The sequence below is a fragment of the Duganella sp. 1224 genome (genome assembly GCF_013408245.1).
Taxonomy (GTDB): Bacteria; Pseudomonadota; Gammaproteobacteria; order Burkholderiales; family Burkholderiaceae_D; genus Rugamonas.
Genome location: NZ_JACBYS010000002.1, coordinates 536,214 through 561,183, shown reverse-complemented (window position 1 = coordinate 561,183; position 24,970 = coordinate 536,214). Strand labels below are relative to the sequence as shown.

Genomic DNA, 24,970 nt, shown 5'->3' with positions numbered 1-24,970 from the left:
AGTGGTCGGTCAGGAATGAGGGGCCTGGCGGCGGGCGCGGCGCAGGTCGTCGAAGACCTGGCGCGCCGCTTCCGGCAGGCTGTCCAGGTCGGCGGGCGCGGGCACAGCGGCGTCCGCGTGGGTGTTGTTCAGTTGCAGGCGCATCTTCAGCGCGCGCATCGGCTGCACCAGGAACGGCACGCGCGATACCAGGCGGCGCAGGAAGAACGACAGTTGGGGGCGCGCCACCACGAAGCGCATGGCGCGGCCGGCCAGGCCCTTGGCGCGGCGCAGCACGGCGCCGCGGGCGCGCCGCGGCAGCGCGCGCAGCCAGGCGCGCAGGCGGCTCAGGCGCAGCTTGCCCTCGCGCAGCGGCCGGGTGATGCGCCACGACAGGCTGGCGTACACCGCGCCCAGGGTCTGCTCGGCCACATCGGCGGCGGCCGCGCGCGCGTTCAGGTGCGGCAGCTGCGCCTCGGCGCGGTGGGCGCGGCCGCTCATCTCGGCCAGTTGCTGCTCGGCGCGGTTGGCGCGCTGCTGCTCGGCGTCCAGCCGCTCGAATTTCTCGCGCCATTCGCGCACGTGGGCCTGGGCCCAGATGCGCGACTCCTGCGACGCCGCTTCCGCCTCGGCGGTGCGGCGGCGCCATTCGGCCAGCGGGTGGCTGTAGTGATGGTCCTCGGCCAGCACGAAGTCGTCGGCCGGGTGCGGCGGCAGGGCCAGCGCGGCGGCCAGCGCCGCCTGTTCCTCGGCCACGTAGAACTGGTTGTAGCCGTCGGCGTGGGCCAGGCGGTAGCGCGCCGCCTGCAGCGCGTCCAGCGGCGTGACGCCGTCGCCGCGCAGCACGATGATCCACGGCCGCCAGCGTTGCAGGTCCAGCCCGCCAAGGGCGGCGCTGTCGACCAGGCGCAGGAAATGCAGCGCGCCGTCCAGGTGCTGCTCGCAGATGGCGTTCAGCGTCTGCAGTTCGACCTGGTGCGCGACCACCTCGCGGCCGGCGGCGCGCTGTTGCTGCGCCAGCGCGGCGTCAAAGGTCGAGGCGCCGGGGGCGTCGACCTGGTACCAGGCGCGCTCGCCGGGCGCGGCGGCGGCGGCCAGCGCCAGGTTGATGTCGGCCGGGCGCGCGATGCGCAGGCGGCGCAGCAGCGCCGGCGCGGTCTCCAGGTTGACGCCGTGCCAGCCGCGCGCGTAGAACGCCTGGGTGGCGTTGCTGTGCAGCGGGTCGCCGGCGGCGGTGTCGAGGTACTGGCCGCGTTCGATGTGGCCCAGCGCGCGCATCAGCAGCACGTCTTCACAATTGTGGGCGTAGCAGGTCATGCTCATGGTTGCGCAACTCCGTGTTCGATCTCGATGTCAGGGTTCAGCCAGGCGGTGCCTTCAAAGTAGCTGTGCTGGAGGTTCATCACCTCGAACACCAGCGCCAGGTCGCGCCATTCGTAGTTCTGGCCGAGGTGGTTGTCGCTGCTGTGCAGCGCGGTCGCCACCGAATAGCTGCCGGGCCCCAGCAGCAGAGGGAAGCGCCAGTGGGCGCGGAAGCGCTGGCCGGCGCGCATGCCGTTGAGCGGCGCCAGCTTGTGGAAGGTGTTGGTGCCGAAGACCGCCTGGCCCAACCGGTCCTTGATGCGGAAGCCCAGCGTCAGCTCGGGAATGTCGGCATGCACCGCCACCTCGATGCACAGGTCGACCAGACTGCCGGTGCCGTGCACCTCGGCCGGCGTGCCGTCCGCCTTCAGCAGCGCGATCGACTGCACGGTGGCCTCGCCGGTGCCGGAGATGGTCTGCACCTTGCCGCTGTCCAGCGTTTCCTGGCGCACGTCCACGCCCTCGCGCTCGGCCAGCATGGCGTTGTACAGGTCCATGATTTCCTCCGGCGAGCCTTCCTTGCTGACGCGGCCCTTGTCGAGCAGGATGGCGCGGTCGCAGATCGACTGGATGGCGCCCTTGTCGTGCGAGACGATCAGCAGCGTGGTGCCCTCGGCGCGGAAGGCGCGAATGCGCTCAAAGCTCTTGTGCTGGAAATAGGCGTCGCCGACCGACAGCGCCTCGTCGACGATCAGCACGTCGGGACGGCGGGCGGTGGCCACCGCGAACGCCAGCCGCATCTGCATGCCGCTGGAGTACACGCGCACCGGCTGGTCCAGGTATTCGCCGATTTCGGCAAAGGCCTCGATCTCCGGCATCAGGCGGGTGACGTCGTCGGCGCTCAGGCCGATCAGCTGGCCGGCCATGTAGGCATTCTGGCGGCCGGTGAAGTCCGGGTGGAAGCCCATGCCCAGCTCCAGCATGGCGGCCACGCGGCCGTGCATGGTCACGCTGCCGGTGGTGGGCGCGGCAGTGCCGGTGATCAGCTTCAGCAGCGTGCTCTTGCCGGCGCCGTTGATGCCGATGATGCCCAGCGCCTGGCCGGGCTGGACGCTGAAATTGATGTCCTGCAGCACCCAGATGTCCTGGTGCCGCGGCTTCGAGGGCAGCAGCCATTCGAGCAGGCGCGCGCGGTGGCTGGGATAGCGTTTGTAGGCCTTGCCCAGATGCGATACTTGAATGCTGCCGTTCACAGTTCGTCCACCATTTCTCCCGCGCGGCGGCGGAACAGTTGCATGCCCAGCAGGCACAGGATGACGGCCAGCACGGCGGCCGGCAGCAGGCCGCGCCAGTGCGGCAGGTGGCCATGCACCAGGATGTCCTGGTAGCCCTGGATCAGCGGCGCCATCGGATTGTAGGCCAGCAGCGGGCGCACCTCGTCCGGCAGCACGCTGGCCGGGTAGACCACCGGCGTGAACCAGAACCAGAATTGCAGGCTGATCGAGAAGAACTGGCCGACGTCGCGGAAAAACACGTTGAGCACGCCGAGGATCATGCCGAGGCCGATGGCCAGCAGCACCTGCAGCGCCAGCAGCGGGAACACCGCCAGGAACACCCAGCCGGGGAAGTTGCCCGAGATGACCAGGAAGGCGGTGAACAGGCCGAAGATGATGGCGAAATTGACGCCGGCGTTGCACACCACGATGATGGGCAGGCACAGGCGCGGGAAATTGATTTTCTTGATCAGGCCGGCGTTATCGAGGAAGACCGACTGCGCCTTGGTGGTGATCTCGGCGAACAGGTTCCAGGTCAGCACGCCGGCGCACAGGTAGATGCTGTAGGCGAAGGCCGAGCTGGCGCCGGCCAGGCGGTTGTGCATCACCTGCGAGAAGATCACCGTGTACACCACGATCATGGCCAGCGGATTAAGCACGGTCCAGGCGGCGCCGAGGATCGAGTTGCGGTATTTCGACTGGAATTCGCGCTGCACGCTGCCGAGGATGAAGCCGCGGTAGTTGGCGAGATTCTGCAGGCGGCCGAGGACGATCATGGTCGGGCTCCCGGCGGGCGGTGGAACAGGCTGTGTAATGTCATGGGTTGGGACAAAGTGACGCCGCGCGGGCGGCGAAAAAAAAGCGCGCAATTATAACGCGCCGAGGATGTTGTCAGGCGCACATCACGGCCCCTCGACCAGCTTCTGCAATCCCTGCGGATCGACAATCACCAGTCCCTGGCTGCCCTTCTGGATAATGCCCTGCTGCACCAGCGCGGTCAGCGCCCGCGTCACGCTCTCGCGGCTGGTGTTGATCATGTTGGCGATGTCCTGGTGGGTCGGCAGGTTTTTCACCACCTCCGGCGCGCCCGGCTGCTCGGACGGCGACTTCATCTGCACCAGATAGGTGTAGATGCGGCGCGTGGTGTTGTTGATGCTGAGCAATGAGCGGAATTCCGAGTCGCGCTGGATCTTTTCGGCCAGGTGGCGCAGCATCATGTTGGCCACCGACGGCGAGTGCGAGAACAGGTGCAGCGCGGCCGGCGCCGGCAGGAAGGCCACCAGCACCGAGTTCATCGCCACCACCGAGGCGGTGCGCTGGCTGCCGTTGATGACCGCGATCTCGCCGAAGAAGTCGCCCGGCGCCAGCATGCGCAGGCCGATCGCGCGGCCGTCCTCGGTGACGTCGATCACCTGCAGCTGGCCCGACAGCAGGAACAGCAGGCCGTCGCCGGCCGCGCCCTTTTGCAGCACGATGTCGCGCTTGGCGTACTGGCGGAAGCGCAGCTCCGGCTTCAGGCGCTGCACCTCCTCATCGCTCAGCCCGGCCAGCAGCGGAATGCGGCGCAGGTGCACCTGCACATTCTGTGCGGACGCCTCGTTGCCTTCGGCGGCAGGCTGGGCCAGCTGTTCGGTGGTGGTCGGTTTATTCATCGCTTGTACTCACGGCGCGGCGGCTGTGCCGCCCGGCCTAAAACATTACTTATACACAATTTTGCCGCGTTCGACGCAGATTGTTGCAGTTTGTTTCAGCTGTCACAGGTTGGACCAGCGCCAGCTCAGCTGGATCTGGTGCGCATCGTACTGGAACAGCGAGATGTTCTCCCGGTTGCGCACCTGGCGCCATTCGAACTGCACGGTCTGGTCGCGCCGCACCGCGTAGCTCAGCACGCTGCGCAGCACCACGTTGTTCTGCTTGCGCGTGACATCGATCAGGCCGGGCGAATACGGCGTCTCGCCGCGCCAGCGCTGGCCGGTCAGTTCCAGCTCGGCCTGCAGCGAGTCGCGCAGCATGCGGCGGCCATACAGCCGCGCCGACCAGCCGCTGCGGTCGCCGCCGGGGCGGGCGGCGTTGCCGAAGTCGCGCTGGTAGCCGATGGCGGCCTGGGCCTGGCTGGTGTCGTTCTGGTAGCCCAGCACGTTGCGCAGTTCCAGGGTGGTCGAGTCGAAATGCGCCAGCGTGTTGTAGCTGGTGCGGGTCACGCTGCCGAGCACACTGTAATCATAGCCCTTGGGCAGCTTCAGTGGCGGCGCCGCGCGCAATTGCAGCTGCGCCTGCTGCTGGTACAACACCCCGCCCAGCGTCAGCGCCCCCAGCAGGGCAGAGCTGCGCATCTGCCAGCGCGCCAGCCGCCACGGGTGCTCGGCGCCGACAAACAGCGACGCCGAGTTATACGCCGACAGGTGGTCGTATTGGCGCAGGTGCACCTGCGCGAAGGCGAGGTCGCCATCGGCGTCGAGGTCGCGCAGGTAGTCGCCCGACACCACGCTGTAATGGTCGCTGTGCGGCTTGTACTCGGGCAGCAGCTCCAGCGGCACGCCGTTGCTATCGGTAAAGATCGGGAAGCTGGCGCCCTGGTTGACGTTGCTGTCGTAGCCGCGCGCCGCGTTCAGGCCCCACAGCACCTGCGCCTTCCAGCGGTAGCAGCCCTGGGCGCGCTGCTGGGCGATGATGTCGCGGATGCCCGGCGGCGGCTGGAATTCGCGCTCGATGCGCAGGAACAATGCCTCGGCATCGGCGTCGTTGCCCAGCGCGCACTGGATCATGGCCAGGTCCAGCCACTCGCCGGCGTGCTGCGGGCCGCGCGCGATCAGCCGCTCCAGGATCAGGCTGGCGTCGGCGCGGCGGCCCTCGGCGATCGACTGCATGGCGCTCAGGTACAGGTCTTCGTCAACCGGCGCCTGCTGCGCAGAGGCCCCTGTGGCCAGCAGCATGCCGCTCAGCAGGGCTAACAGGTATTTCTTCACAAAACTCCTTGTTGCGGCAGGCTCGCCACCAGGGTGTACAGGGTAGTCGGGTGCTGCTTGCCGCGCAAGGTCAGTTCGCCGATGCGCTGCAGCGGGTGGCGCCGGCACAGCGCCGCCGTGCCTGGCCCGATCACCACGTCGTGCGGCAGGTCGCGCGCGGCCGTCTCCAGCCGCGAGGCGACGTTGACGCTGTCGCCGACCGCAGTATAAATGCTGCGCGCCGCCGAGCCGAAATCGCCGGCCATCGCGCGCCCGCTCTCGATGCCGATGCGGACCCGGATCGGCGCCTGGCCCTGGCGCTGGCGCGCGGCGTTGAAGCTGGCCATCGCGGCCAGGATGGCGGCGGCCGCGTCCAGCGCCTGGTCGGCGTGGTCCGGCACCGGCAGCGGCGCGCCCCAGAACGCCACCAGGCCGTCGCCGGTGAACTTGTCCAGCGTGCCGTGCGCCGCCAGCACCGGGCCGGTCAGGCAGTCGAGGAAGGCGCGCGTCAGCTCGGCCGCCTGCTCCAGCGGCAGCGCCGCCACGTGGCCGGTATAGCCCTGCATGTCGGCGATCAGCGTGGTCACTTCGCAATGGCTGGGCTTGAGCGGGTCGGAGAGATTGCTGCGCAGTAATTCATCGACGACGGCGTCGGCCACGTACTGGCGCAGCGTGTCGAGCAGGCGGCGCGACTGCCGCTGCGACATCTGCCAGGCGAACGGCACGCCGACCGCCAGCAGGAACAGCTGGGCCAGCAGCGGGCCGCTCGGGCTGAACAGGGCGTCGTGCGGCGCCATCTGCCAGGCCAGCGCCAGCCACAGCGCGGCGGCCGCCGCCAGCACCGCCACGTTGACCAGCGCGGCGGTGCGGCGCAGCGTCCAGCTGCACAGGGCGATGGTGGCGCCGGCGTACAGCACCGCGATCAGCCGGCCCGGCCACGGCGCCGGCGCCAGCCCGGCGCGCGCGTCCAGCTGGGCGGTGAGGGCGGCGGCGTGGACCAGCAGGCCGCTGGTCGAGGCCGACAGCGGCGTGGCCACGCGGTCGGCCAGTCCCAGCGAGGACGAGCCGATCAGCACCAGCTTGTCGCGCAGCAGCGCGGCCGGCGCGCTGAGGTCGAGGATCATGCTGGCCGGAATGACGTTATAGGCTTCCCATTGCAGCCGGTAGGGCAGGCGGCGCAGGCCGTCGCCCTCCTGCATGCCGCCGGTGGGGCCGCGCAGCGGGGCGGCTGTTGCGCCGCCGCCACAGCAATTGAGCAGCGCCAGCGACAGCGTCGGGTAGGCGCGGCCGGCAAACCAGGTCTGCATCGGCAGCCGGCGGATGACGCCGTCGGCATCCGGCACGAAACCGATGTTGCCGATGTGGGCGGCCTGGGCCAGCCCGGCGTGGTTGGCGATGTAGCCGCTGGCCGCCACCGCCTCGCCCTGGCGCGGCGCCGGCTGGCCGCCGGTCAGCTGGCCCACCCGCAGCGGCGTGTTGCCGTTGTAATCAAAGGCTTGCGGCAGCACCAGCGGACCGTGCTGGCTCAACATCGCCAGCCGGGCGTCGCCGCCGACGTCGGCTTTTTCCGGCAGCACCAGGTCGAGCGCCACGCCGCGCGCGCCATACTCGCCTAATAATTGCTCAATCATGGTGGCGATGCGCTCGCGCGGCCACGGCCACGGCCCCGCCGCCGCCAGGCTGGTTTCGTCGATGTCGATCACCGCCACCCGCTGCTCGGTCCGGGCCGAGGCCTGGCGGCGGATGAACTGGTCGCGCAGCCACTCGTCGGCGCCGGTCCACGCCAGGCCGGTCTGCGGCCACTGACTGCAGACGGCCAGCAGCAGCGCCGCCAGCGCGATCAGGCGGCGCGCGGCTGCTGTGGATATGACGTGTGGCAAATAAGGCAACTTCATCAAGGCAGAGACGGCATGCGCGGTAAAGTAGGTTGTGGTTGGGCGGGCCGGAGGCCGGGCAGGGCGCGGCCGTGAGGTGTAACAAAAAGTGAAAAAGGGTAACAGGCGTGGCTAGTCCGGCTACGACAGACTACAGTGTATCCTAGAGTCAAGTGTCTGCGTGCGAATGTGACGTGCATCACAGGAATTATTTTGCAGTAGCCGCACAATGGTGCCCAAAGGAGTAATGGATATGTGGTCTCAATTTTCGCCGAATCATACGCTGCGCAGCTGGCGCCGCCTCGCTGCGGGCGCGGCATTGCTGGCCTGCGGGGCGTTCGCTCATGCGGGCGAGGCCGGCCGCATCGTGTTCGTCACCGGCGAGGTGCAAGCCGATAACCGCCGGGTGGCGCTGAACGACGCCGTCCAGGAAGGCCAGGAGCTGAGCACCGGCAAGGATGGCTTTGTCTATCTGAAAACCGTGGATGATGGCCTGCTGATCCTGCGCCCGTCCAGCCGCGCACGCATCGTTTCCTACCACGTGGACCGCGCCGTGCCGTCCAACACGCGCGTCAAGCTGGAACTGCTGTCGGGCGTGGCGCGCAGCGTCTCGGGCACCGCCGTCAAGCAAGCGCGCCAGAATTTCCGCTTCAACACGCCGGTGGCCGCCATCGGTGTGCGCGGCACCGACTTCACCGTATTTACCGACCAGGACAGCTCCAGCGTCACCGTGCTGTCCGGCGCGATTGTCATGAGCGGCTTTGGCGGCAACTGCCTGCCGACTGGCGGCGGCCCGTGCGAACACCAGGCCAGCCGCGAACTGGCGGCCGGTCAGAGCGGCCAGATGCTGCGCGTGAAGCGCGGCGAGGCGGCGCCCCAGTTGTTGAACAGCAACAGCTCGTCGCCGGACGCCGTGTCGCCGCCGCGCAGCGATGAGCCGTCCGCCAAGAGCGCCGGTGGCGGTCAGGCGCTGAACGAGCCTGCGCTGGACGTGCAAAAGTCGGCGCTGTTGCTGCAGCAGGTGCGCAATGTCGGCAAGAATGATGCGCCGCCGATCACCGTCACGCCGCCGGAAGTGGTGGTCAACCCGCCAGCCGTGGTGCCTGCCGCGAGCGAGCTGGTGTGGGGCCGTTGGGCCGCAGTGGCCGACCAGGCGCCGACCATCGACGCCACGCCGCTGCTGGCGGCCGGTGGCAAGCGCGTGGCATACAACTCGTACTACACCATTGTCCGCACCAAGGGCGCCGATTGGGAAATTCCGCAACAGGGTTCGGTTGGCTTCGTCCTGCGCGACAGCGAGGCGTTTGTGATGAACAATGTCACCCAGTTGGCGAGTGCCGCCGCGCTGCAAAACGGCCAGTTGCAGGTGGACTTCGATAAGAAAACTTTCAGCACCGGTTTCGATTTACTGACTGGCACTGAAACATTTAAATTGCAAGCCACGGGTTTCGTTGGCGCCAATGGCGATCTCAGTGGTAACAGCCAATTCGTTAAGCCGACCAATATGAATGTTAGTGGTTCGCTGGGCGCCAACAATAATGCGGCCTATATATTCTCCACACGGTTGGACGATAAGCGCACCGCCAATGGCGTGACCTACTGGACCAAGTAAACTAGTCGCTGAATTAACAAATGCCGCGTTAAGCGGCATTTTTTTTGTCCCTATGATTCGTGCGCGCCGATATTCTATTTTTTAATATGCTAAAACCCCTTATTAACTTGTCGTGTGATTGTGATCGCTGCGTAAACATTAAGCAGTCAGCACTATTGATTTCGCCATAAGCTTCTCGCATAATGCATCTCGCACTTTTTTATACAAAAAATCGTAAAAAAAGGGAGGTTTCGCAGTTTCGTGTGACGTCCGTCACAAAAAACTACGCAACCTTCTGCCATGATGGCTGCCGTAGTACTGCAAGCTGATTGCTGTATAGCGCAGAAATTTATTAATCCTTAGGAGTTTACTGAATGGCTACCACTACCGCCGCTACCGCTACTGATATCCAAACCCTGTACGTAGCGTACTTCAATCGTCCAGCAGATCCGCTGGGCCTGCAGCTGTGGCTCAACAGCGGTGCGTCGATCCAGACCATCGCCAACGGTTTCTCGGGTTCCGACGAATACAAAGCCACCTACGCTGGCAAGACCCCGCTGGACCTGGTTGACTCGATCTACATGAACCTGTTCGGTCGTCACGCCGAGCCAGCAGGCCTGCTGTTCTGGGCAAGCCGCCTGCAAGCTGGTCAAGACACCTTCGCTTCGATCGTTCTGACCATCGCTAAAAACGCGCAAGACGACGGCACCAACAACGACCTGACCGCCATCACCAGCAAAGTGTCGGCTGCTACCGCCTTCACCACCTCGCTGAACACCGCCGCTGAAATCCGTGGCTACGACGGCGCTGCTGCCAACGCCGTGGTAAAACAGTGGCTGGCTACCGTGACCAACCCGACCAACCTGGCAACCGCGACCACCGACGCCGCGCTGCAAGCCGTGTCGACCGCTGCGACCGCTGCTCACGACAACACCGTCAACAACCCACTGACCATCACCCTGACCGCAGGCGTGGACACCGGTTCGGCCTTCGTTGGCGGCGCTGGTAACGACACCTTCAACGCCAGCACCCTGACCGGCGGCGTACAAGCCTTCTCGGCACTGGACAGCCTGGACGGCGGCGCTGGTATCGACACCCTGAACATCATCGACACCAGCACTGGCGGTAGCTTCACCGTGGCCCCATCGGCCAAAGTGCAAAACATCGAAATCGCCAACATCACCTCGGCAAGCAACACCGTGACCGCTGACGTTTCGGGCTGGACCGGCCTGACCAACGCCAACGTGGTATCGACTGGCGGCGCGACCCTGACCGCTGCTACCACCACCGCAGTTGCTGAAACTGACTCGGCTCTGGCTGGCGGCGCGATCGTTATCTCGGGTGGCTCGTCGGCTAACGTGTCGGCTTCCAAAGTTGTTGCTGGCACCATCACCGTTGGTGGCGTGACCGGCGACGTAGTTGTGACCGCTGCAGCTACCGCTGGTGCGGCTAACGCCTCGGTTGGTACCGTGACCGTGAACGGTGGCAAAACCGTGACCGTGACCGAAAACCTGACCGGTTCGACCGCTGACACCACCAAGACCGTGGCTGGCGGCGCAATCAACGTCAACGGCACCGGCATCACCACCACCGTTTCGGTTAAGCAAACCGCTTCGGCTGCTGCCACCAGCACCGTTGGCTCGATCGCTACCGGCGTTGTGACCATCAAGGACGCAAACTTCAATTCGGCTACCACCGCTGGCACCATCACCACCGCCACCGTTGACGGCTACAAGACTGGTTCGTCGGTTCAGTCGAACGCTCTGACGTCGCTGACCCTGGCTAACTCGGACGCCGCCGCTACGATCTCCGTGATCGCTAACGCCGCCGCCGCTGTTGCTGCTCCAACCACCCTGAACCTGACCGTGAACAACGCGGCTGGTACCCTGGATCTGGAAAACAGCGCTAACGCCGCTAACCAGGTTTACAAGACCCTGAACGTTACCACCGCAACCAAAGACTCCGCTCTGGCAGTGACCGGCGCGATCGTTCAGACCCTGGCAATCTCGGGCACCAACGCCGTTGACATGAGCGGCTCGACCCTGACCGCCCTGAAAACCGTTACCGTGTCCGGCGCAGCTGGCGTGAAAGGTGACTTCAGCGGCGCGAACGTCACCAGCGTTGACGCCTCGGCTTCGACCGGCAAAAACACCGTGATCGTGGACGCAACCAAAGCCACCTACAAAGGCGGCGCTGGCGTGGACGTGGTTACCCTGACCGCAGCTGCTCCTCTGAAGGCTGTGACCCTGGGCGCCGGCGATGACACCATCATCCTGCAATCCCTGGCTACCACCAACGGCGTGACCATCGATGGCGGCACTGGCACCAACACCGTGCAGACCACCTACGCCCTGGCAAGCAGCAACACCGACGCGCACACCGAACTGGTGAACTTCAGCAAGCTGGCTGTGAGCGGCGCTATCGACACCTCGACCACCGCTGGCACCATCAACCTGGTGAACTTCGGCACCAAGTCGTACATCGATATCCTGGGCAACATCACCACCGCTGCTGCTGGTAAAGACCTGACCATCGCTTCGCTGGATTCGAACGGTACCGTCGAATTCAACGGCGCTGCCACCGGCGCAGGTAACATCATCGTTGCTGTGAACAACGCCTCGTCGAACACCGCAGACGTGCTGACCGTGAAGCTGAACGCTACCGCTGCTGGCGCAGCGAACGCCTTCGGCACCGTGGTTGCTGCGAACGTGGAAACCGTCAACGTGAACTCGACCACCGGTGACACCACCGCTGCCAAGATCGCTGCTGACGTCAACACCGTAGCAGTGAACGCTGCGGCTGCTACCACCGTTGTTGCTACCGGCAACGTGGCTCTGGACCTGACCGGTTCGACCCTGACCGCTGTGACCAAGGTTGACGCTTCGGCTGCAACCGGCGGCGTGAAAGTGGACCTGTCGGCTGCCGCTGCCGCTGTTACCTACCTGGGCGGTTCGGGTGTTGACACCGTCAAGCTGAGCAGCTTGGCAAACACCGTTACCCTGGGTGGCGGCAAAGACGTGGTTGACGCTTCGGCTGCAACCAGCACCGCAACCGTGTTCTCGACCATCAAGGACCTGGCTGCTGGCGATACCGTCAAGTTCGCTGCTGTGACCAACGACATCAACGGCGTTGCATGGGTGAGCGGCGCGAAACTGGGCGCTGCCATCACCAGCCCATTCGGCGACATCTTCTCGCTGCTGAATGCCGCTACTGCTGGTAACGCTGGCCACGCTGTGACCTGGTTCCAATTCAACGGCGACACCTACGTTGTTCAGGATAACGCCGCTGCTGGTACCTTCACCGCCGGCAGTGACCTGCTGATCAAGTTGACCGGTATCCACGATCTGAGCAACTCGACCCTGACCACGGCTGGCGCCCTGACCGTTGTTTAATTAACGGTCTGATGACGGGAGGGCAACCTCCTGTCTGAGGTCTTCGAATCCCGCCCTTTGGGGCGGGATTTTTTATTTTGTGACCCTGCCACACGATGCAAGTGTAAAAAATGTGACACAGATCACATTTTGTAATGCTTTTGAGCGATAATGCTGCATCCTGTCAATTCTCGTAAGTGACGAGTAGCGGCCTGCCAGAGCGGCCCGCGTTCAACCTGCCTTGTGACGCCTTCCATGAAAAAACTTCTAGAACCCAAAAACGAGATCATTCAGGTCCTTTCATCTTTTAAAAAGACCTTTGTGACCGTGGGCGTATTCAGCGCCATCACCAATCTGCTGATGCTGGTGCCCTCGTTGTATATGCTGCAGGTATATGACCGGGTGCTGGCCAGTCGCAACGAGTTGACGCTGGTCATGCTCACCATCATCATGTTGGGCGCGTATTTGCTGATGAGCGGGTTGGAACTCGTGCGTAGTTTCGTCTTGGTGCGCATCGGCGCCCGTTTCGATATTGAATTGAACAAGCGTGTGTACACTGCTGCATTTGAGCAGAACTTGAAGCGTGTTGGCGGCAATGCCGGCCAAGCGCTGCAGGACCTGACCAACATCCGACAATTCCTGACGGGCAACGCATTGTTCGCCTTCTTCGATGCGCCATGGTTCCCGATTTACCTGATTGTGATTTTCCTGTTCGAGCCATCGCTGGGGCTGTTCGCCTTGGGTGGTACGATCGTGCTGATCATTCTGGCTTTTGTAAACGAGCGCGTTACCCACAAACCCCTGGCAGAAGCCAATATGATGGCCATTACGTCCAGCGCGCTGGCGACGAATAACTTGCGCAATGCCGAAGTGATCGAATCCATGGGGATGCTGCCGAGCTTGTTGAACCGCTGGTTCAAGACGCATTCCTTGTTCCTGCGCCTGCAGGCGGATGCCAGCGAGAAGGCTGGCTGGATCCAGTCGATCACCAAGTTCGTGCAGGTGTCGCTGCAGTCGCTGGTGCTGGGCTTCGGCGCGCTGCTGGTTATCGAAGGCAAAATCTCCTCGGGTATGATGATTGCGGCCTCGATCCTGGTGGGTCGTGCGTTGGCACCAGTGCAGCAAGTAATCGGCGTCTGGAAAAGCTACAGCAATACACGCAGTGCGTACGAGCGCTTGGTGGCGCTGCTGGGCAACAATCCTCAGCGCCCGGCCGGCATGGAACTGCCCAAGCCGCAAGGTGTGCTGACGGTTGAAGGTGTGACCGCCGCTCCGCCGAACGTAAATATGGCGGTGTTGAAAGGCATTACCTTTGGCATTCAGCCGGGCGATGTGCTGGGCGTGATCGGCCCCAGCGGCTGCGGCAAGTCGACCCTAGCGCGTTTGATGGTGGGCGTCTGGCCTAGCGCGGTCGGCAAAGTGCGCCTGGACGGCGCCGACATCTACCAATGGAACAAGGCCGAACTGGGGCCGCATATTGGTTACCTGCCGCAGGAGATCGAATTGTTTGGTGGTACCGTCAGCGAAAACATTGCCCGGTTTGGCGAGATTGACGCGGACAAGGTGGTGGAGGCCGCCAAGCGCGCCGGCGTGCATGACATGATTCTGCATCTGCCGGATGGCTACGACACCCGTCTGGGCGACGGCGGCGCGGGCTTGTCCGGCGGCCAGAAACAGCGTCTGGGCCTGGCACGCGCAATGTACGGCGATCCCTCTCTGATCGTGTTGGATGAACCCAATTCCAATCTGGATGATGTCGGCGAGGCGGCGCTGATCAATGCCGTGAATGACCTGCGACAGCACGGAAAGACGATCGTGTTGATTACCCACCGGACCTCCGCGATTGCTGCCACCAACAAGTTGCTGTTGTTACGAGATGGTACGGTCAATATGTTTGGCGGTACCCAGGATGTGCTCAATGCGCTGAACGAGGCCAACCAGAAGATGGCACAGCAGCAAGCTCAAGCCCAGGCGCAAGCCCAGGCTCAGGCGCAAGCCCAGGCACAGGCGCAGGCACAAGCCCAAGTACTGGCCGAGATGCAGGCTGCCGCTACGGCCCGCGCGAAGGAACAGGAGTAAATATGAGTAATTTGAGTGTTAATACCAAAGGAGCCACCGAAGTCGTCGCACACGATGTGACACCGATGGATGTGAATACCGATGCCAGTGCCTACGCCCGTATCGGCTGGGTGATTGTGCTGGTCGGTGTACTCGGTTTCATTCTGTGGGCATCGCTCGCGCCGCTGGACAAAGGCGTGCCGATGCAGGGCACGGTAGCGAAAGAGGGCAGCCGCAAGTCGATCCAGCATCAGACTGGCGGCACGATTCAGGACATCCTGGTCAAGGATGGTGATGTGGTGAAAGCTGGTCAAGTGCTGGTGCGCCTCAATCCGACCATTGCCAAAGCGCAGGCAGAAACCTCGCGTGCGCAATTCATCGTGGCCCGTGCGAGCGAAGCTCGTCTGCTGGCCGAGCGTGATGGCCTGACCAAGCTGACGTTTCCTGACGTCCTGCTAAAAGAAAAGTCGGATCCGCGTGTCGCGGAAGCCATGGAACTGCAAACGCAATTGTTCAACTCGCGCCGTACCTCGCTCAGCAGCGAGTTGCAAGCGTACGACGAGAATATCGCCGGCCTTAAATCGCAACTTGCCGGCCTCAAAGATTCCCGCGCCAGCAAGCAAAGCCAGAACGCCATTGTTAAAGATCAGCTCGACAATATGCGGGATTTGGCGAAGGACGGTTATGTGGCGCGTAGCCGGATGCAGGAAGTCGAGCGCTTGTTTGTGCAGCTGAACGGATCAATCTCGGAGGACGATGGCAACATCGGCCGCATTCAGCGTCAGATCGCTGAAACCACACTCCGTCGTCAACAGCGCGCCTCTGATTACCAGAAAGAAGTACGAACTCAGCTGTCCGATGTACAACGCGAAGCCGACTCGTTGGATAGTCGTCTGCAAGGACAGGACTATGAGCTGGCGGCCACCGAAGTCAAGGCACCGGTGGACGGGACCGTCGTTAACCTGGCGGTATTCACCAAGGGCGGCGTGGTGGGGCCTGGCATGCGAATGATGGATATCGTACCGAGCGACGATGCGCTGGTGGTGGAAGGCCAGTTGCCGGTGAATTTGATTGACCGTGTTCATACCGGGCTGGAAGTGGAACTGTTGTTCTCCGCCTTTAATTCCAACCGCACGCCGCATATTCCGGGTGAACTGATCCAGGTATCTGCCGACCGCACCGTGGACGAACACACCGGCCAGCCTTACTACAAGGTCCGTGCCCGTGTAACCAAGGAGGGCCAGAAGCTGATCGCTGCCAAGAACCTCAATATTCGTTCCGGTATGCCAGTGGAAATGTTCGTCAAGACCGGGGAGCGCACGATGGCTAGCTATCTGCTGAAGCCTGTATTCGACCGCGCCAAGTCGGCGATGGTGGAGGATTGACGTGAAGATTAAGCGAGCAATTTCCCGGCTGCCCGCCTTACGCGGTGTGGTTGGTGCCATGGCGGCCGCTGGCGCACTGCTAGTCAGTGGCCACGCTTCTGCTATCAGCCTGATGCAGGCTTACGAGGCTGCGCTGAACAATGATCCGACCTACCGCAGTGCGCTGCACGACGCGCAAGGGGGCAAGGAATATGCGGTGCTGGGTCGTTCCAACTTGTTGCCGAACATATCTGCCAATTATGCGGCCAGCAAGAACCGCGCGGATCAGGTTACCTATAATTCCGCTGGGCAGGGTTTTGCCGACCACCCTGAATATTACAGCCGCTCACGCAGCGTGACGCTGCGTCAACCTGTATTCAGCCTGGATGCATGGGCGCGCTACAAACAGGGGAAAGCGCAAACCGACTATAGTGATTCGACCTATACCGCGCAGTTGCAGGACACCATGCTGCGGGTCAGCAGCGCTTACGTCGACGTGTTGTTCGCTGCGGAGCAGGTTCGCCTTGCGGCCGCCCAGCGTGACGCCTATGCCGAGCAAAAAAAGGTCAATGACCGCATGTTCGAAAAAGGCGAGGGTACCCGCACCGATATGCTGGAAACCCAGTCTAAGCTTGATCTGGCGGAAGCCCAGTTGTTGGAAGCCCAAGATAATTTGCAAGTGTTGCGCGCCACGCTAGGAACAATCATTGGTCAACAGGACTTTGAGATCGACGCGTTAGCGCCTAATTTCCGTATCGCCCCCATGCCTGAGGGCGGCCTGGAAACCTGGGTCAAGACGGCACTGGAACACAATCCCAATATCGAGGCACAGACTTACGCCATCGAGGCGGCAAAACAGGAGGTGAACAAGAACCGCGCTGGTCATACTCCACGTGTCGATTTTGTCGCCAGCTATACCAAGGCGAATTCGGACACGCTGAATACCTACAATCAGGATCAGACCATACGGGCTATTGGTGTGCAGATTAACATTCCTTTATATTCCGGCGGTGCGGTAAGTGCCAGTACCCGCCAGGCCGCAGCCGGTCTGGAAAAGGCGCGTGACGAACTGCAAATACGTACCGACAAAGTGATGCTCGATTTGCGCAAGCAATACACGACGGTGATCAGCAGCGTGTCTCGCATTCGTGCTCTGGATCAGGCGGTCGTCTCCGGCGAATTACTGTTGAAAGCGACGCAGCAGAGTATCAAAGGTGGTATTCGTATTAATCTCGACTTGCTGAATGCACAGGCACAGTTGAATACGACATACCGCGATCTGGCCCAGGCACGCTATAACTATCTGATGGCCTCGCTGCGGTTGCGCGCGGCAGCGGGCGTCATTAGCGTGGACGACATACGTGAGGTTGGTAACTATTTCCACTGAGCGATGACGCAGCGATCCCAAGGCAGCCGTATGGCTGCCTTTTTTTTTGGGGGGGGAGGAGCTTATACCGCAGCCGGCATCACCGGCCGTTTGTGACGCGACAGCGCCGCCGCCCAGCGGTGGCCCAGCGTGATGGTCGCGCTTTCCACCGTGCGATGCACGAGGTAGGCCAGCGCGAAAGTGCAGGGCAGGGTGATCAGCATCGCCACGCCGTAGCGGCAGCCCAAATCAATCAGGATCTTCAGCGCACAGTAGCCGAACAGCGCGTGCACGCAGTACAGCGGATAGCTGATGGCGGCCAGGAAGTCCAGCACCCGCACCGGACGGAAGCGGTCACGCAGCGCATAGCACACCGCAAACACGATGAAGGCGCAGTAGTACCAGACGGTCACGCCGGGGAACATGCCTTTTTGCGGCCCCATCGACCACGTGCCGCTGAAGGCGGCCACGATCAGCAGCGCGCGCACCACCAGCGCGCGGGTCGAGATCAGCTGGGCGGCGTGCTGGTAGAACACGCAGCCGGTCAGCATGAAGACGATGAAGTTCAGTTCCATCAGCAGCGGTGTGGCGATACCGATGCCGTGCTCGCCGTTCCAGGTCAGCGCCAGCGCCGCCGCCACGAAGGCGATCAGCCACGTGGGCGACGGGCGCAGCACGGCGGTGCCGCCGAGCGCCATCAGCAGGTAGAACTTGATCTCGATTGCCAGCGTCCAGTTGACCGCGTCCATCGACGGGAAGCCGAGCAGGTTATGCACCAGCAGCGCGTTGGCCGCCAGCACCTTGGCGTCGTAGCTGAACGGTTGACCCCAGTAACGCGAGCTCAGGTAGACAGCCAGCGTCCCCACCGCGAGGCAGCAGGCATAGGTGGGGAAAATGCGCAGCGCGCGGTTGACCAGGAAGCCGGCCATGCTGGTCTTGCGCAGGCTGAAGGGAATCACAAAGCCGCTGATCAGGAAAAACAGTCCGACGCCAAACGGGCCTTGGTATTCGAGTTCGAAGAAGTGCACCCACCACCCCTTGAACAGGTGCAGATTGGGCGAGAAGGTCCGCGCCGCCAGCAGATCCTGCTCGGCAAAGAAGGTGCCGAAGTAATGGGTCATGACCACCAGCATGGCGGCGATGCCGCGCAACTGATTGGCGAAGATGTATTTTTGCATGGTGGCGCGGCGAGGTTGATGGTAGGTCGGCTTAGCGCGCTATTATAGTATGGCCGCGCTCATGGTCCTTGCGGAGGTCGCCACTCCCCCGGGACGGTTGCCGCCATGAGGACGGTATAATCCCTGCTCTGCGATAGCGACGATCGACTTCCTCCAAGAGCTTTATGACAGTTCAGCACCCTCATCTATCCCATCCCAAATACCGTCCCGACATTGACGGATTACGCGCCATTGCTGTTCTGGCGGTCGTGGCTTTTCACGCCTTTCCGGTGAGGATACAAGGCGGCTTTATTGGCGTCGATATTTTCTTTGTGATTTCGGGCTATCTGATATCGACGATCATTTTTGAGAATCTGGATCGGGGCACGTTCAGCTTTGCCGAATTCTATGCCCGTCGCATCAAGCGGATCTTCCCGGCGCTCATCGTCGTGCTTGTCGCCTGTTTTGTTTTGGGGTGGCAGACCTTGCTGGCGGACGAATTCAAGCAGTTGGGCAAGCACATGGCGGCCGGTGCGGGCTTCGTGTCAAATTTCGTCCTCTGGAATGAAGCCGGTTACTTCGACAATACTTCTGAAACCAAGCCGCTGCTGCACTTGTGGAGCTTGGGTATTGAAGAACAATTTTATGTGGTGTGGCCGCTGCTGTTGTGGCTTGCCTGGAAGCGCAAATTTAATCTGCTGACGATCACCATCCTGGTTGCCAGCGTGTCGTTTTATCTGAATATCGAAGGCGTGAAGCCGGATGCGACGGCCACCTTTTATTCTCCGCAAACGCGATTCTGGGAGCTGTTGAGTGGCAGTCTGCTGGCCTGGTATGCGGTCTACCAAAAGGGACGCTATACAAATATCGTCACCCGGATAGACGGTGTTCTTGGCCGGGTCATTTACCGGGACGCTAAAGCGGCGGACGGACAGGCGCTGGCCAATGTCGTTTCATTTGCAGGGGCGCTGCTTCTAGGCTACGGATTTTGGCAGATCAATAAAGAGTCGGATTTTCCGGGCGTATGGGCTGTCATACCGGTCGCGGGCGCGGTGCTGATGATTCTGGCGGGCGCCAACGCCTGGATCAACCGCGCCATCTTGTCGCACAAGATCGCTGTCTGGTTTGGCTTGATCAGCTTTCCACTCTACCTGTGGCATTGGCCTTTGCTGTCGTTTCTCCGAATGGTGGAGGTCGACGCGCCGAGCCGTGACATGCGGATTGCCGCCGTGGTGGTCGCTGTCGTACTCGCGTGGCTGACGTACTGGCTGGTTGAGCGTCCCATGCGTTTTGGTGGCAATGGCAAAGTGAAGCTTGTGGTGCTGATTGTGCTGATGGCGGTAGTGGCAGCGGTTGGCTACAGCACCTATGCGCGCGGTGGATTGTATTTTCGGCCAATTCAGAAGCGGGTCAATAACTTGTTCCCGGCTGCGGCCCGGGCTTACGAGTTAAGCCTGGGTGACAGTTTCCGCAATTTCTACGGCAGTCCCGACATCAACAAGCCGGTGGTGTTGGTCATGGGGGACTCCTATGTGACCAACTGGGGCGTGGGATTGAGCCATACCATTGATCTGACCCGGTACAACCTGGTCAACGTATCGTACCTGGGCTGCGCTGTCAGCCTGGATGGCGGCCGCATAGTCGCAAAATCCACCGCCGAGAAGCACGATAAAAATTGCAGCGCGTTCGAAACGTTGCTGAACGATCCTGCTGTCGTCAACAATGCGACGGCACTCATGCTCGTCAGCCACAGGCCCTTTGAGTACGGCGCCAACACCTTCCGATTTGATCTGATCAAATTGTTGACGAACAAAAATCCGAAAATGGAAGTGTTCATTTTTGGGAATTACTTCCAGCTCAACCCCAAGGATTTTCCGTCGTGTGAAAAGCTGATGGTCAAGGCGAAAAAGGGCGCGGAGGTATGCCTGCAGTACGCGACCTACCCGGTAGCGGGCAAGAGCATCGAGTCGGAGCCGTTGTACCCCAAAGACATCAAATTTTCCTATGTTGATTTTGGCCGGATCATCTGTCCGGCGCAAAACCTGACGTGCCCAACGAGTGCCGATGGTGTGCCGTTCATAACGGATTGGAATCACCTCACCTCCGCCTTTCTTATTCGCCACCTGCCCAGCGTCTTCCAGCAAGACCACGCCCTGCAAAAATTCGTTGGGGACAGACCACGATTTTCAAATTCTTGGCCTGCCGGCTCGCCCGGGGCTAGCACGTTGCATTAGCGCTTCTTCCACCCCGAGCGAAAAATCGGTATCGCCCAAGACGAAGTTGCCGTTGGTGGAGCGGCGGAAGCTGTCGATAACGTCCGATGCCAGCTCATGCTGAAACAGGCATTGATAGGCGCTCTGGCGAGCGGGCTGGTCCTCGCCCAAGGCCAGGTATAAGGGGTGGGGCCGCAACAGCTCGCTGTGGGCGCCGTAAGCGTTGTTGCGATGGCTGGACCAGGGATAGGCGGCTGGATGCGTGGTCATCTGGGCGCGTACCGGGTTGAGTTCGATATAGCGGTAGCAGTTCAACAGATAATGGCGGTCCTGGATGATGCAGGATCGGAAGCGTCCCTCCCACAGCGAACCGGTGCGGCCATAGTTGCGATTCACATACTGCGTGTAGCGCTGGCCGACAGCCTTCATCAAATCGCCGGCGGAGCGTGTGAACGCGGGCGTGAGCAGCAGGTGGACATGGTTGCTCATCAACACATAGGCATGGACATCGCAGCCGCTGGCGTCGGCATACTCGGTTAGCCAGTCCAGATAGCGCCTGCGATCCCGCTCCTGGAAAAAGCACGCTTGGCGGTTATTGCCCCTCTGGATGATATGAAGCGGGGCACCAGGCAATATCAGGCGGGCGCGGCGGGGCATAGTTTGCACTTGGTCTAATGGATGAGCGACTGTAGACTATGCGCCGGGCCGGTACATGGCAGTAGATCAAACGATTAGCGGACAAGACGCGTTGTTGCAAAAACGTGGTCTGTCCCCAGAGGGGGTGGGGAATGGATGAGGAGTTGGAGGTGACGGTGGATGGCATCACCTATAAGGTCGGCGAGCTCAGTGCCGAGGCGCAAGTGCAGGTCACTAATCTGCAGTTTGTCGATACGGAGATGGCCAGGCTCCATGCCCAGCTGGCCGTGTACCAGACCGCGCGCAACGCTTACCAGGCGGCGCTGCAGCAACTGGTGCCGCGCGCGCCGCAATAGCCTTATTGTTTGCCGTGGCAGTGCGGGCAGGATACGCCTTCGACATATTCCGGCGACAGCTGCTGGCGCGGCGTCACCACCGCGCGGCAGGCAAAGCATTGCACCGTCTCGGTCGGCTCCAGCTGCGGATTCAGCGCGGTGCGGTAGTCGAACACGAAGCAGTCCCCGGTGTAGTGCGCACCGCCCACTTCTTCAAAGTACTTGAGGATGCCGCCTTCCAGCTGGTAGACGTTGTCGTAGCCGATGTTCTGCATGTGGATCGCGGCCTTCTCGCAGCGGATGCCGCCGGTGCAGAAGGTCACCACCGTCTTGCCGGCGAAGTCGTCCTTGTGGGCGGCGATCACCTCCGGGAATTCGGTGAATTTCTTGATGCGGTAGTCGACCGTGTTGTTGAAGGTGCCGACGTCCACTTCGAAGTCGTTGCGGGTGTCGACCATCACCACCGGCTTGCCGTTGTCGTCGACGCCATTGTCCAGCCAGCGCTTCAGCGTGTGCGCTTCGACGAACGGCGCGCGGCCTTCTTCCGGCTTGATCAGCGGCATGCGCATGGTGATGATTTCTTTTTTGATCTTGACCAGCATGCGCTTGTGCGATTGTTCAGCGGACAAGCTTTCCTTCACTTCAAGATCGGCCAGGCGGGCGTCGCTGCGCACCCATGCCAGGTAGGTGTCGATCTGCGCGCGGGTGCCGGACAGGAACATGTTGATGCCTTCCGGCGTCAGCAGAATGGTGCCTTTCAGGCCCTGCTCGGCGCAGATGGCCTGGTAGGCCGGACGCAGGGTTTCCAGGTCGTCCAGGGTGATGAATTTGTAGGCGGCGATATTGACGTACTCGGCGCCGGTGGCGGTAGCTTGCATGGTGCGGCTCGGAATAAATTAAACAGGCGGTATTATAAACGCGCCGGCGCCGCCGCCAGGAAGTTGGCCAGTTCGGCCGGCGTGCCCAGCACGTGCACCCGCGCCGGATCGAGGTCGGCGATCGCCACCTGTTTGCCGTCGCGCAGCAGTTGCTGGTACAGCGGCGCCACGTAGCGCTCGCCGCCGACCAGGTGGGCCGGGTCGGCGAAATAGCGCTCGTAGGCGGCCACGTAGTCGGCCCCGCGAGCAAACCAGTACAGGCCGATCGACGCGTGGTCGGAGATGCGGCGTTTTTCCGCCACCTCGGTGGCCCAGCCGTCGTCGCCCAGCTTGACGAAGCTCCAGTGCGTGCCCGGCACCTGGAAGCAGGGCACCCAGCCGTCGGCGCCGGCGCGGATGGTGTCCGGCCGCAGTGCGTCCGGTTCCACGTAGGTGTCGATGTTGTAGATGATCAGCGGGCCGTCGTCGCGCCACAGCCCGCGCGACAGGTAGGCGCTGGTGGCCTGGCCGTCGGTCAGCGTCTCCAGATCGATGATCTCGACGTCGCCGATGCCGAGCGCGGCGCACTGGCCGCGCACGTAGTCGCCAGAATTGTTTTCCTTCAGGCAGACGAACACCAGCCGGCTGTCGGCCGTGATGAAGTGTTGCAGCGACAGCATCGACCAGTAGAACAGGCTGTGGCCGTGCGCCTCGATCTGGTACTTGGGCACGGTGTAGCCGGCCTGGTAGAAGCGCGAGCCGCGCCCGGCCATGGTGATGACGATCGTATTGCTCATGCTTGCCCCAGCAGTTGGTGGATTTCCGCTTCGCTCAGCTTGAGGAATTCGTCCGGGCGGATGGCGCGGTCGTCGATGTAGAAGCCCTTGCTGCGCGGCCACGGCTTGCCGAACAGGATTTCGTCGTAGGGAATGTCCCAGCGCGCCAGCCAGTCCAGCAGCACCGGCGCGGTGTGCTTGTTGATCAGGCCCAGGTTGTGGTTGTGGGTCTTCATGTTGCGCGAGGTGTACAGCAGGATGCGGTAGCCGCGCTGCTGGTATTCGCGCAGCTTGCTGACCATGTCGGCGCGCGGCACCAGGTCGGCGTAGCTTTGCTCGGCGGTCTTGATGTCGCACAGCGTGCCGTCGATGTCGACCACCAGCAGCGCGTCGTCGTCGTTAAGTTGCTTGTCCAAATTCCACCTCGTCTAGGATGGCGTTGGCCTTCAGCAGGAAGGCCATCACCTTGTTGGGATAATCAATGTGCAGCGGCAGCATGGACAGGAACAGCGAGGCCTCGCCCAGCCGCACCACGCGCGGGTCGTGGCCGAGGCGCGCCAGCTGCCGCGCGAACAGCGGCTTCAGCCCGGCCTGGCGATCCAGCGACAGCTGCAGCTGCAGCGTGTTGTCGTCGGCGAAGCCAACCCGGTACAGGCCGTTGTTGATGAAGTCGTAGTCGCCCAGCACGCTGTGCGAGATCTTGCACAGGTCGTACAGCGGGTGGGTCCACAGCTCGGCTTCGTCCACCGCGCCCTTGGGGTCGATCAGCTTCATCAGGTGGCGCTGCTGGTCGTACAGGATGTTGGAGAAGCACGGGTCGCCGTGGCCGACCACCTGGTAATCAAGGGCGAAGCTTGTTTCGTGGCGCCCATACAGGCGCAGGTAGCGTTGCAACTGCGCGCCCAGCGCCAGCGACGGCGCCGAGGCCGCCACCAGCGTGTCGATGCGGCGGCCCTCGGTTTGCGCCAGGAAGGCCTCGGCGCGCTGCTGGACCTTGTCGACAAACAGCTTGCGCGCCTCGGCCTGCGCCTGCTCGCGCGAGCAGGCGCGGCGCGGGCGCTGCGCCACGAAGAACAGCAGCCGCTCGATGAAGGACTGGAAGGTGTCGGTCTCGAACGCGCCATGCACCCATTGCAGCGCGGCGTCGGCCAGGTAGTAGCGCATCATCTTGTACGAGGCGCGGCCGTCGTGCTCGCGGTAGTCGAAGGGCTGGATCAGCCATGGCCGCATGGCTTCCGGCGCCAGCGCGTAGAAGCTGTATTCGGCGCGCATCTTGCGCTGGTCGGTGGAGCTCTTGGTGTAGTAGTAGTCGTCCACGTGCACCTGGTTGAAGTGGCGGGTGGCGGTCGAGCCGCTGGTCAGCGTCAGGAACTGCTGCAGCTGCGCCAGGTCCAGCGGTTGCAGCGATTGCAGTCGCTGCAATTCCTGCCACGGCGGCTCCCAGCTGTGCAGCGGCGCCGCCTCGAACGCCGGCCAGCGCTGCACCAGCCAGTGGGCGTTGCGCAGGAAGACCAGCAGCGGCTGGTACAGGCGGTCGCTGAAGCTGTCTTCGGCGTAGGGCAGGCGTTCGATCAGCTGGAACAGCTGGCCGGTGTCGGGAAAGCCGGCGCGGCCGGCGATCACGCACAGCGCGGCATCGTCGCCGCTGGCTTCCAGCGCGGCGCGCAGTTCGGCCAGTTGCTCGTGGCTGCGCAGGTGCACCAGCCGTTGCCGGGCCCACGCCGGCAGGCTGGCGCGGCAGCGCTCGAACAGCGTGCGGCGCTGGAACAGGATGTCGCCGTAGCGGCGCGGACCGACCACGCCGCGCACGTCGCCGGCGGCCAGTTCGCGGTCATCGATCACGATCAGCAGATGGTCATGGTGGCTTGGCAT

At 62.7% G+C, this 24,970-nt stretch carries 19 protein-coding genes; 7 read left to right on the top strand and 12 right to left on the bottom strand.

Translation table 11 applies throughout. The features are described 5' to 3' along the window. Positions 1 to 9 precede the first annotated feature (9 nt). The 6 genes from FHW58_RS14515 to FHW58_RS14490 form a co-directional block, all read right to left on the bottom strand. Positions 10 to 1,302 carry an FkbM family methyltransferase gene (locus FHW58_RS14515; RefSeq protein ID WP_179673842.1) on the bottom strand — a complete coding sequence of 431 codons (1,293 nt, stop codon included), beginning with the start codon at positions 1,300 to 1,302 and terminating at the stop codon, positions 10 to 12. Then, complete coding sequence (locus FHW58_RS14510) at positions 1,299 to 2,534, bottom strand: ABC transporter ATP-binding protein (RefSeq protein WP_179673841.1); 1,236 nt, start codon at positions 2,532 to 2,534, stop codon at positions 1,299 to 1,301. The genes FHW58_RS14515 and FHW58_RS14510 overlap by 4 nt, the downstream gene beginning before the upstream one ends. Next, a complete protein-coding gene (locus FHW58_RS14505) occupies positions 2,531 to 3,331 on the bottom strand; it encodes an ABC transporter permease (RefSeq protein WP_179673840.1) in 801 nt (266 codons plus the stop codon). Before FHW58_RS14505 ends, FHW58_RS14510 begins: the two co-directional genes overlap by 4 nt. Positions 3,332 to 3,457: 126 nt before the next feature. Beyond that, positions 3,458 to 4,207, bottom strand: a complete 750-nt coding sequence (locus tag FHW58_RS14500; protein ID WP_179673839.1) for a Crp/Fnr family transcriptional regulator — start codon at positions 4,205 to 4,207, stop codon at positions 3,458 to 3,460. 102 nt (positions 4,208 to 4,309) lie between these two features. Next, positions 4,310 to 5,521 (bottom strand): tetratricopeptide repeat protein, encoded by a 1,212-nt coding sequence (locus FHW58_RS14495; protein WP_179673838.1) that lies wholly within the window; start codon positions 5,519 to 5,521, stop codon positions 4,310 to 4,312. Beyond that, positions 5,518 to 7,380, bottom strand: a complete 1,863-nt coding sequence (locus FHW58_RS14490; protein ID WP_179673837.1) for a CHASE2 domain-containing protein — start codon at positions 7,378 to 7,380, stop codon at positions 5,518 to 5,520. The genes FHW58_RS14495 and FHW58_RS14490 overlap by 4 nt, the downstream gene beginning before the upstream one ends. Positions 7,381 to 7,627: 247 nt before the next feature. Between FHW58_RS14490 and FHW58_RS14485 the strand changes: the two genes are divergently transcribed. From FHW58_RS14485 to FHW58_RS14465, 5 genes are all read left to right on the top strand, one after another. Beyond that, complete coding sequence (locus FHW58_RS14485; protein ID WP_179673836.1) at positions 7,628 to 8,986, top strand: FecR domain-containing protein; 1,359 nt, start codon at positions 7,628 to 7,630, stop codon at positions 8,984 to 8,986. 353 nt (positions 8,987 to 9,339) lie between these two features. After that, a complete protein-coding gene (locus FHW58_RS14480) occupies positions 9,340 to 12,357 on the top strand; it encodes a DUF4214 domain-containing protein (protein WP_179673835.1) in 3,018 nt (1,005 codons plus the stop codon). A 234-nt stretch (positions 12,358 to 12,591) separates the two neighbouring features. Next, positions 12,592 to 14,415 (top strand): type I secretion system permease/ATPase, encoded by a 1,824-nt coding sequence (locus FHW58_RS14475; RefSeq protein ID WP_179673834.1) that lies wholly within the window; start codon positions 12,592 to 12,594, stop codon positions 14,413 to 14,415. 2 nt (positions 14,416 to 14,417) lie between these two features. After that, positions 14,418 to 15,779 carry an HlyD family type I secretion periplasmic adaptor subunit gene (locus tag FHW58_RS14470; RefSeq protein ID WP_179673833.1) on the top strand — a complete coding sequence of 454 codons (1,362 nt, stop codon included), beginning with the start codon at positions 14,418 to 14,420 and terminating at the stop codon, positions 15,777 to 15,779. A gap of 1 nt (position 15,780) precedes the next feature. Further along, complete coding sequence (locus FHW58_RS14465) at positions 15,781 to 17,145, top strand: TolC family outer membrane protein (protein WP_373996678.1); 1,365 nt, start codon at positions 15,781 to 15,783, stop codon at positions 17,143 to 17,145. 62 nt (positions 17,146 to 17,207) lie between these two features. Here the strand turns inward: FHW58_RS14465 and FHW58_RS14460 are convergent, their stop codons facing one another. Continuing rightward, positions 17,208 to 18,302 carry an acyltransferase gene (locus FHW58_RS14460; protein ID WP_179673832.1) on the bottom strand — a complete coding sequence of 365 codons (1,095 nt, stop codon included), beginning with the start codon at positions 18,300 to 18,302 and terminating at the stop codon, positions 17,208 to 17,210. A gap of 164 nt (positions 18,303 to 18,466) precedes the next feature. Between FHW58_RS14460 and FHW58_RS14455 the strand changes: the two genes are divergently transcribed. Next, positions 18,467 to 20,515 (top strand): acyltransferase, encoded by a 2,049-nt coding sequence (locus tag FHW58_RS14455; RefSeq protein WP_179673831.1) that lies wholly within the window; start codon positions 18,467 to 18,469, stop codon positions 20,513 to 20,515. On the opposite strand, the gene FHW58_RS14450 is transcribed toward FHW58_RS14455, so the two are convergent. Then, the gene (locus FHW58_RS14450; protein ID WP_179673830.1) at positions 20,468 to 21,151 is read right to left on the bottom strand and encodes a transposase; all 684 of its coding nucleotides are present in this window, start codon (positions 21,149 to 21,151) and stop codon (positions 20,468 to 20,470) included. The genes FHW58_RS14455 and FHW58_RS14450 overlap by 48 nt on opposite strands. 131 nt (positions 21,152 to 21,282) lie before the next feature. On the opposite strand from FHW58_RS14450, the gene FHW58_RS14445 reads away from it, so the two are divergent. Then, complete coding sequence (locus tag FHW58_RS14445) at positions 21,283 to 21,486, top strand: DUF6447 family protein (protein WP_179673829.1); 204 nt, start codon at positions 21,283 to 21,285, stop codon at positions 21,484 to 21,486. 2 nt (positions 21,487 to 21,488) lie between these two features. Here FHW58_RS14445 and FHW58_RS14440 read toward each other — a convergent pair whose 3' ends face one another. The 4 genes from FHW58_RS14440 to FHW58_RS14425 are packed head-to-tail and all read right to left on the bottom strand — an operon-like array spanning position 21,489 to position 24,970. Continuing rightward, positions 21,489 to 22,343, bottom strand: a complete 855-nt coding sequence (locus tag FHW58_RS14440) for a sulfurtransferase (RefSeq protein ID WP_179673828.1) — start codon at positions 22,341 to 22,343, stop codon at positions 21,489 to 21,491. A gap of 32 nt (positions 22,344 to 22,375) precedes the next feature. Then, positions 22,376 to 23,119, bottom strand: a complete 744-nt coding sequence (locus FHW58_RS14435; protein WP_179673827.1) for a glycosyltransferase family 2 protein — start codon at positions 23,117 to 23,119, stop codon at positions 22,376 to 22,378. Further along, positions 23,116 to 23,514 carry a capsular biosynthesis protein gene (locus tag FHW58_RS14430; protein WP_218892764.1) on the bottom strand — a complete coding sequence of 133 codons (399 nt, stop codon included), beginning with the start codon at positions 23,512 to 23,514 and terminating at the stop codon, positions 23,116 to 23,118. The genes FHW58_RS14435 and FHW58_RS14430 overlap by 4 nt, the downstream gene beginning before the upstream one ends. Continuing rightward, entirely contained in the window at positions 23,498 to 24,970 is a 1,473-nt protein-coding gene (locus FHW58_RS14425; RefSeq protein ID WP_179673826.1) for a hypothetical protein, read from the bottom strand. Before FHW58_RS14425 ends, FHW58_RS14430 begins: the two co-directional genes overlap by 17 nt.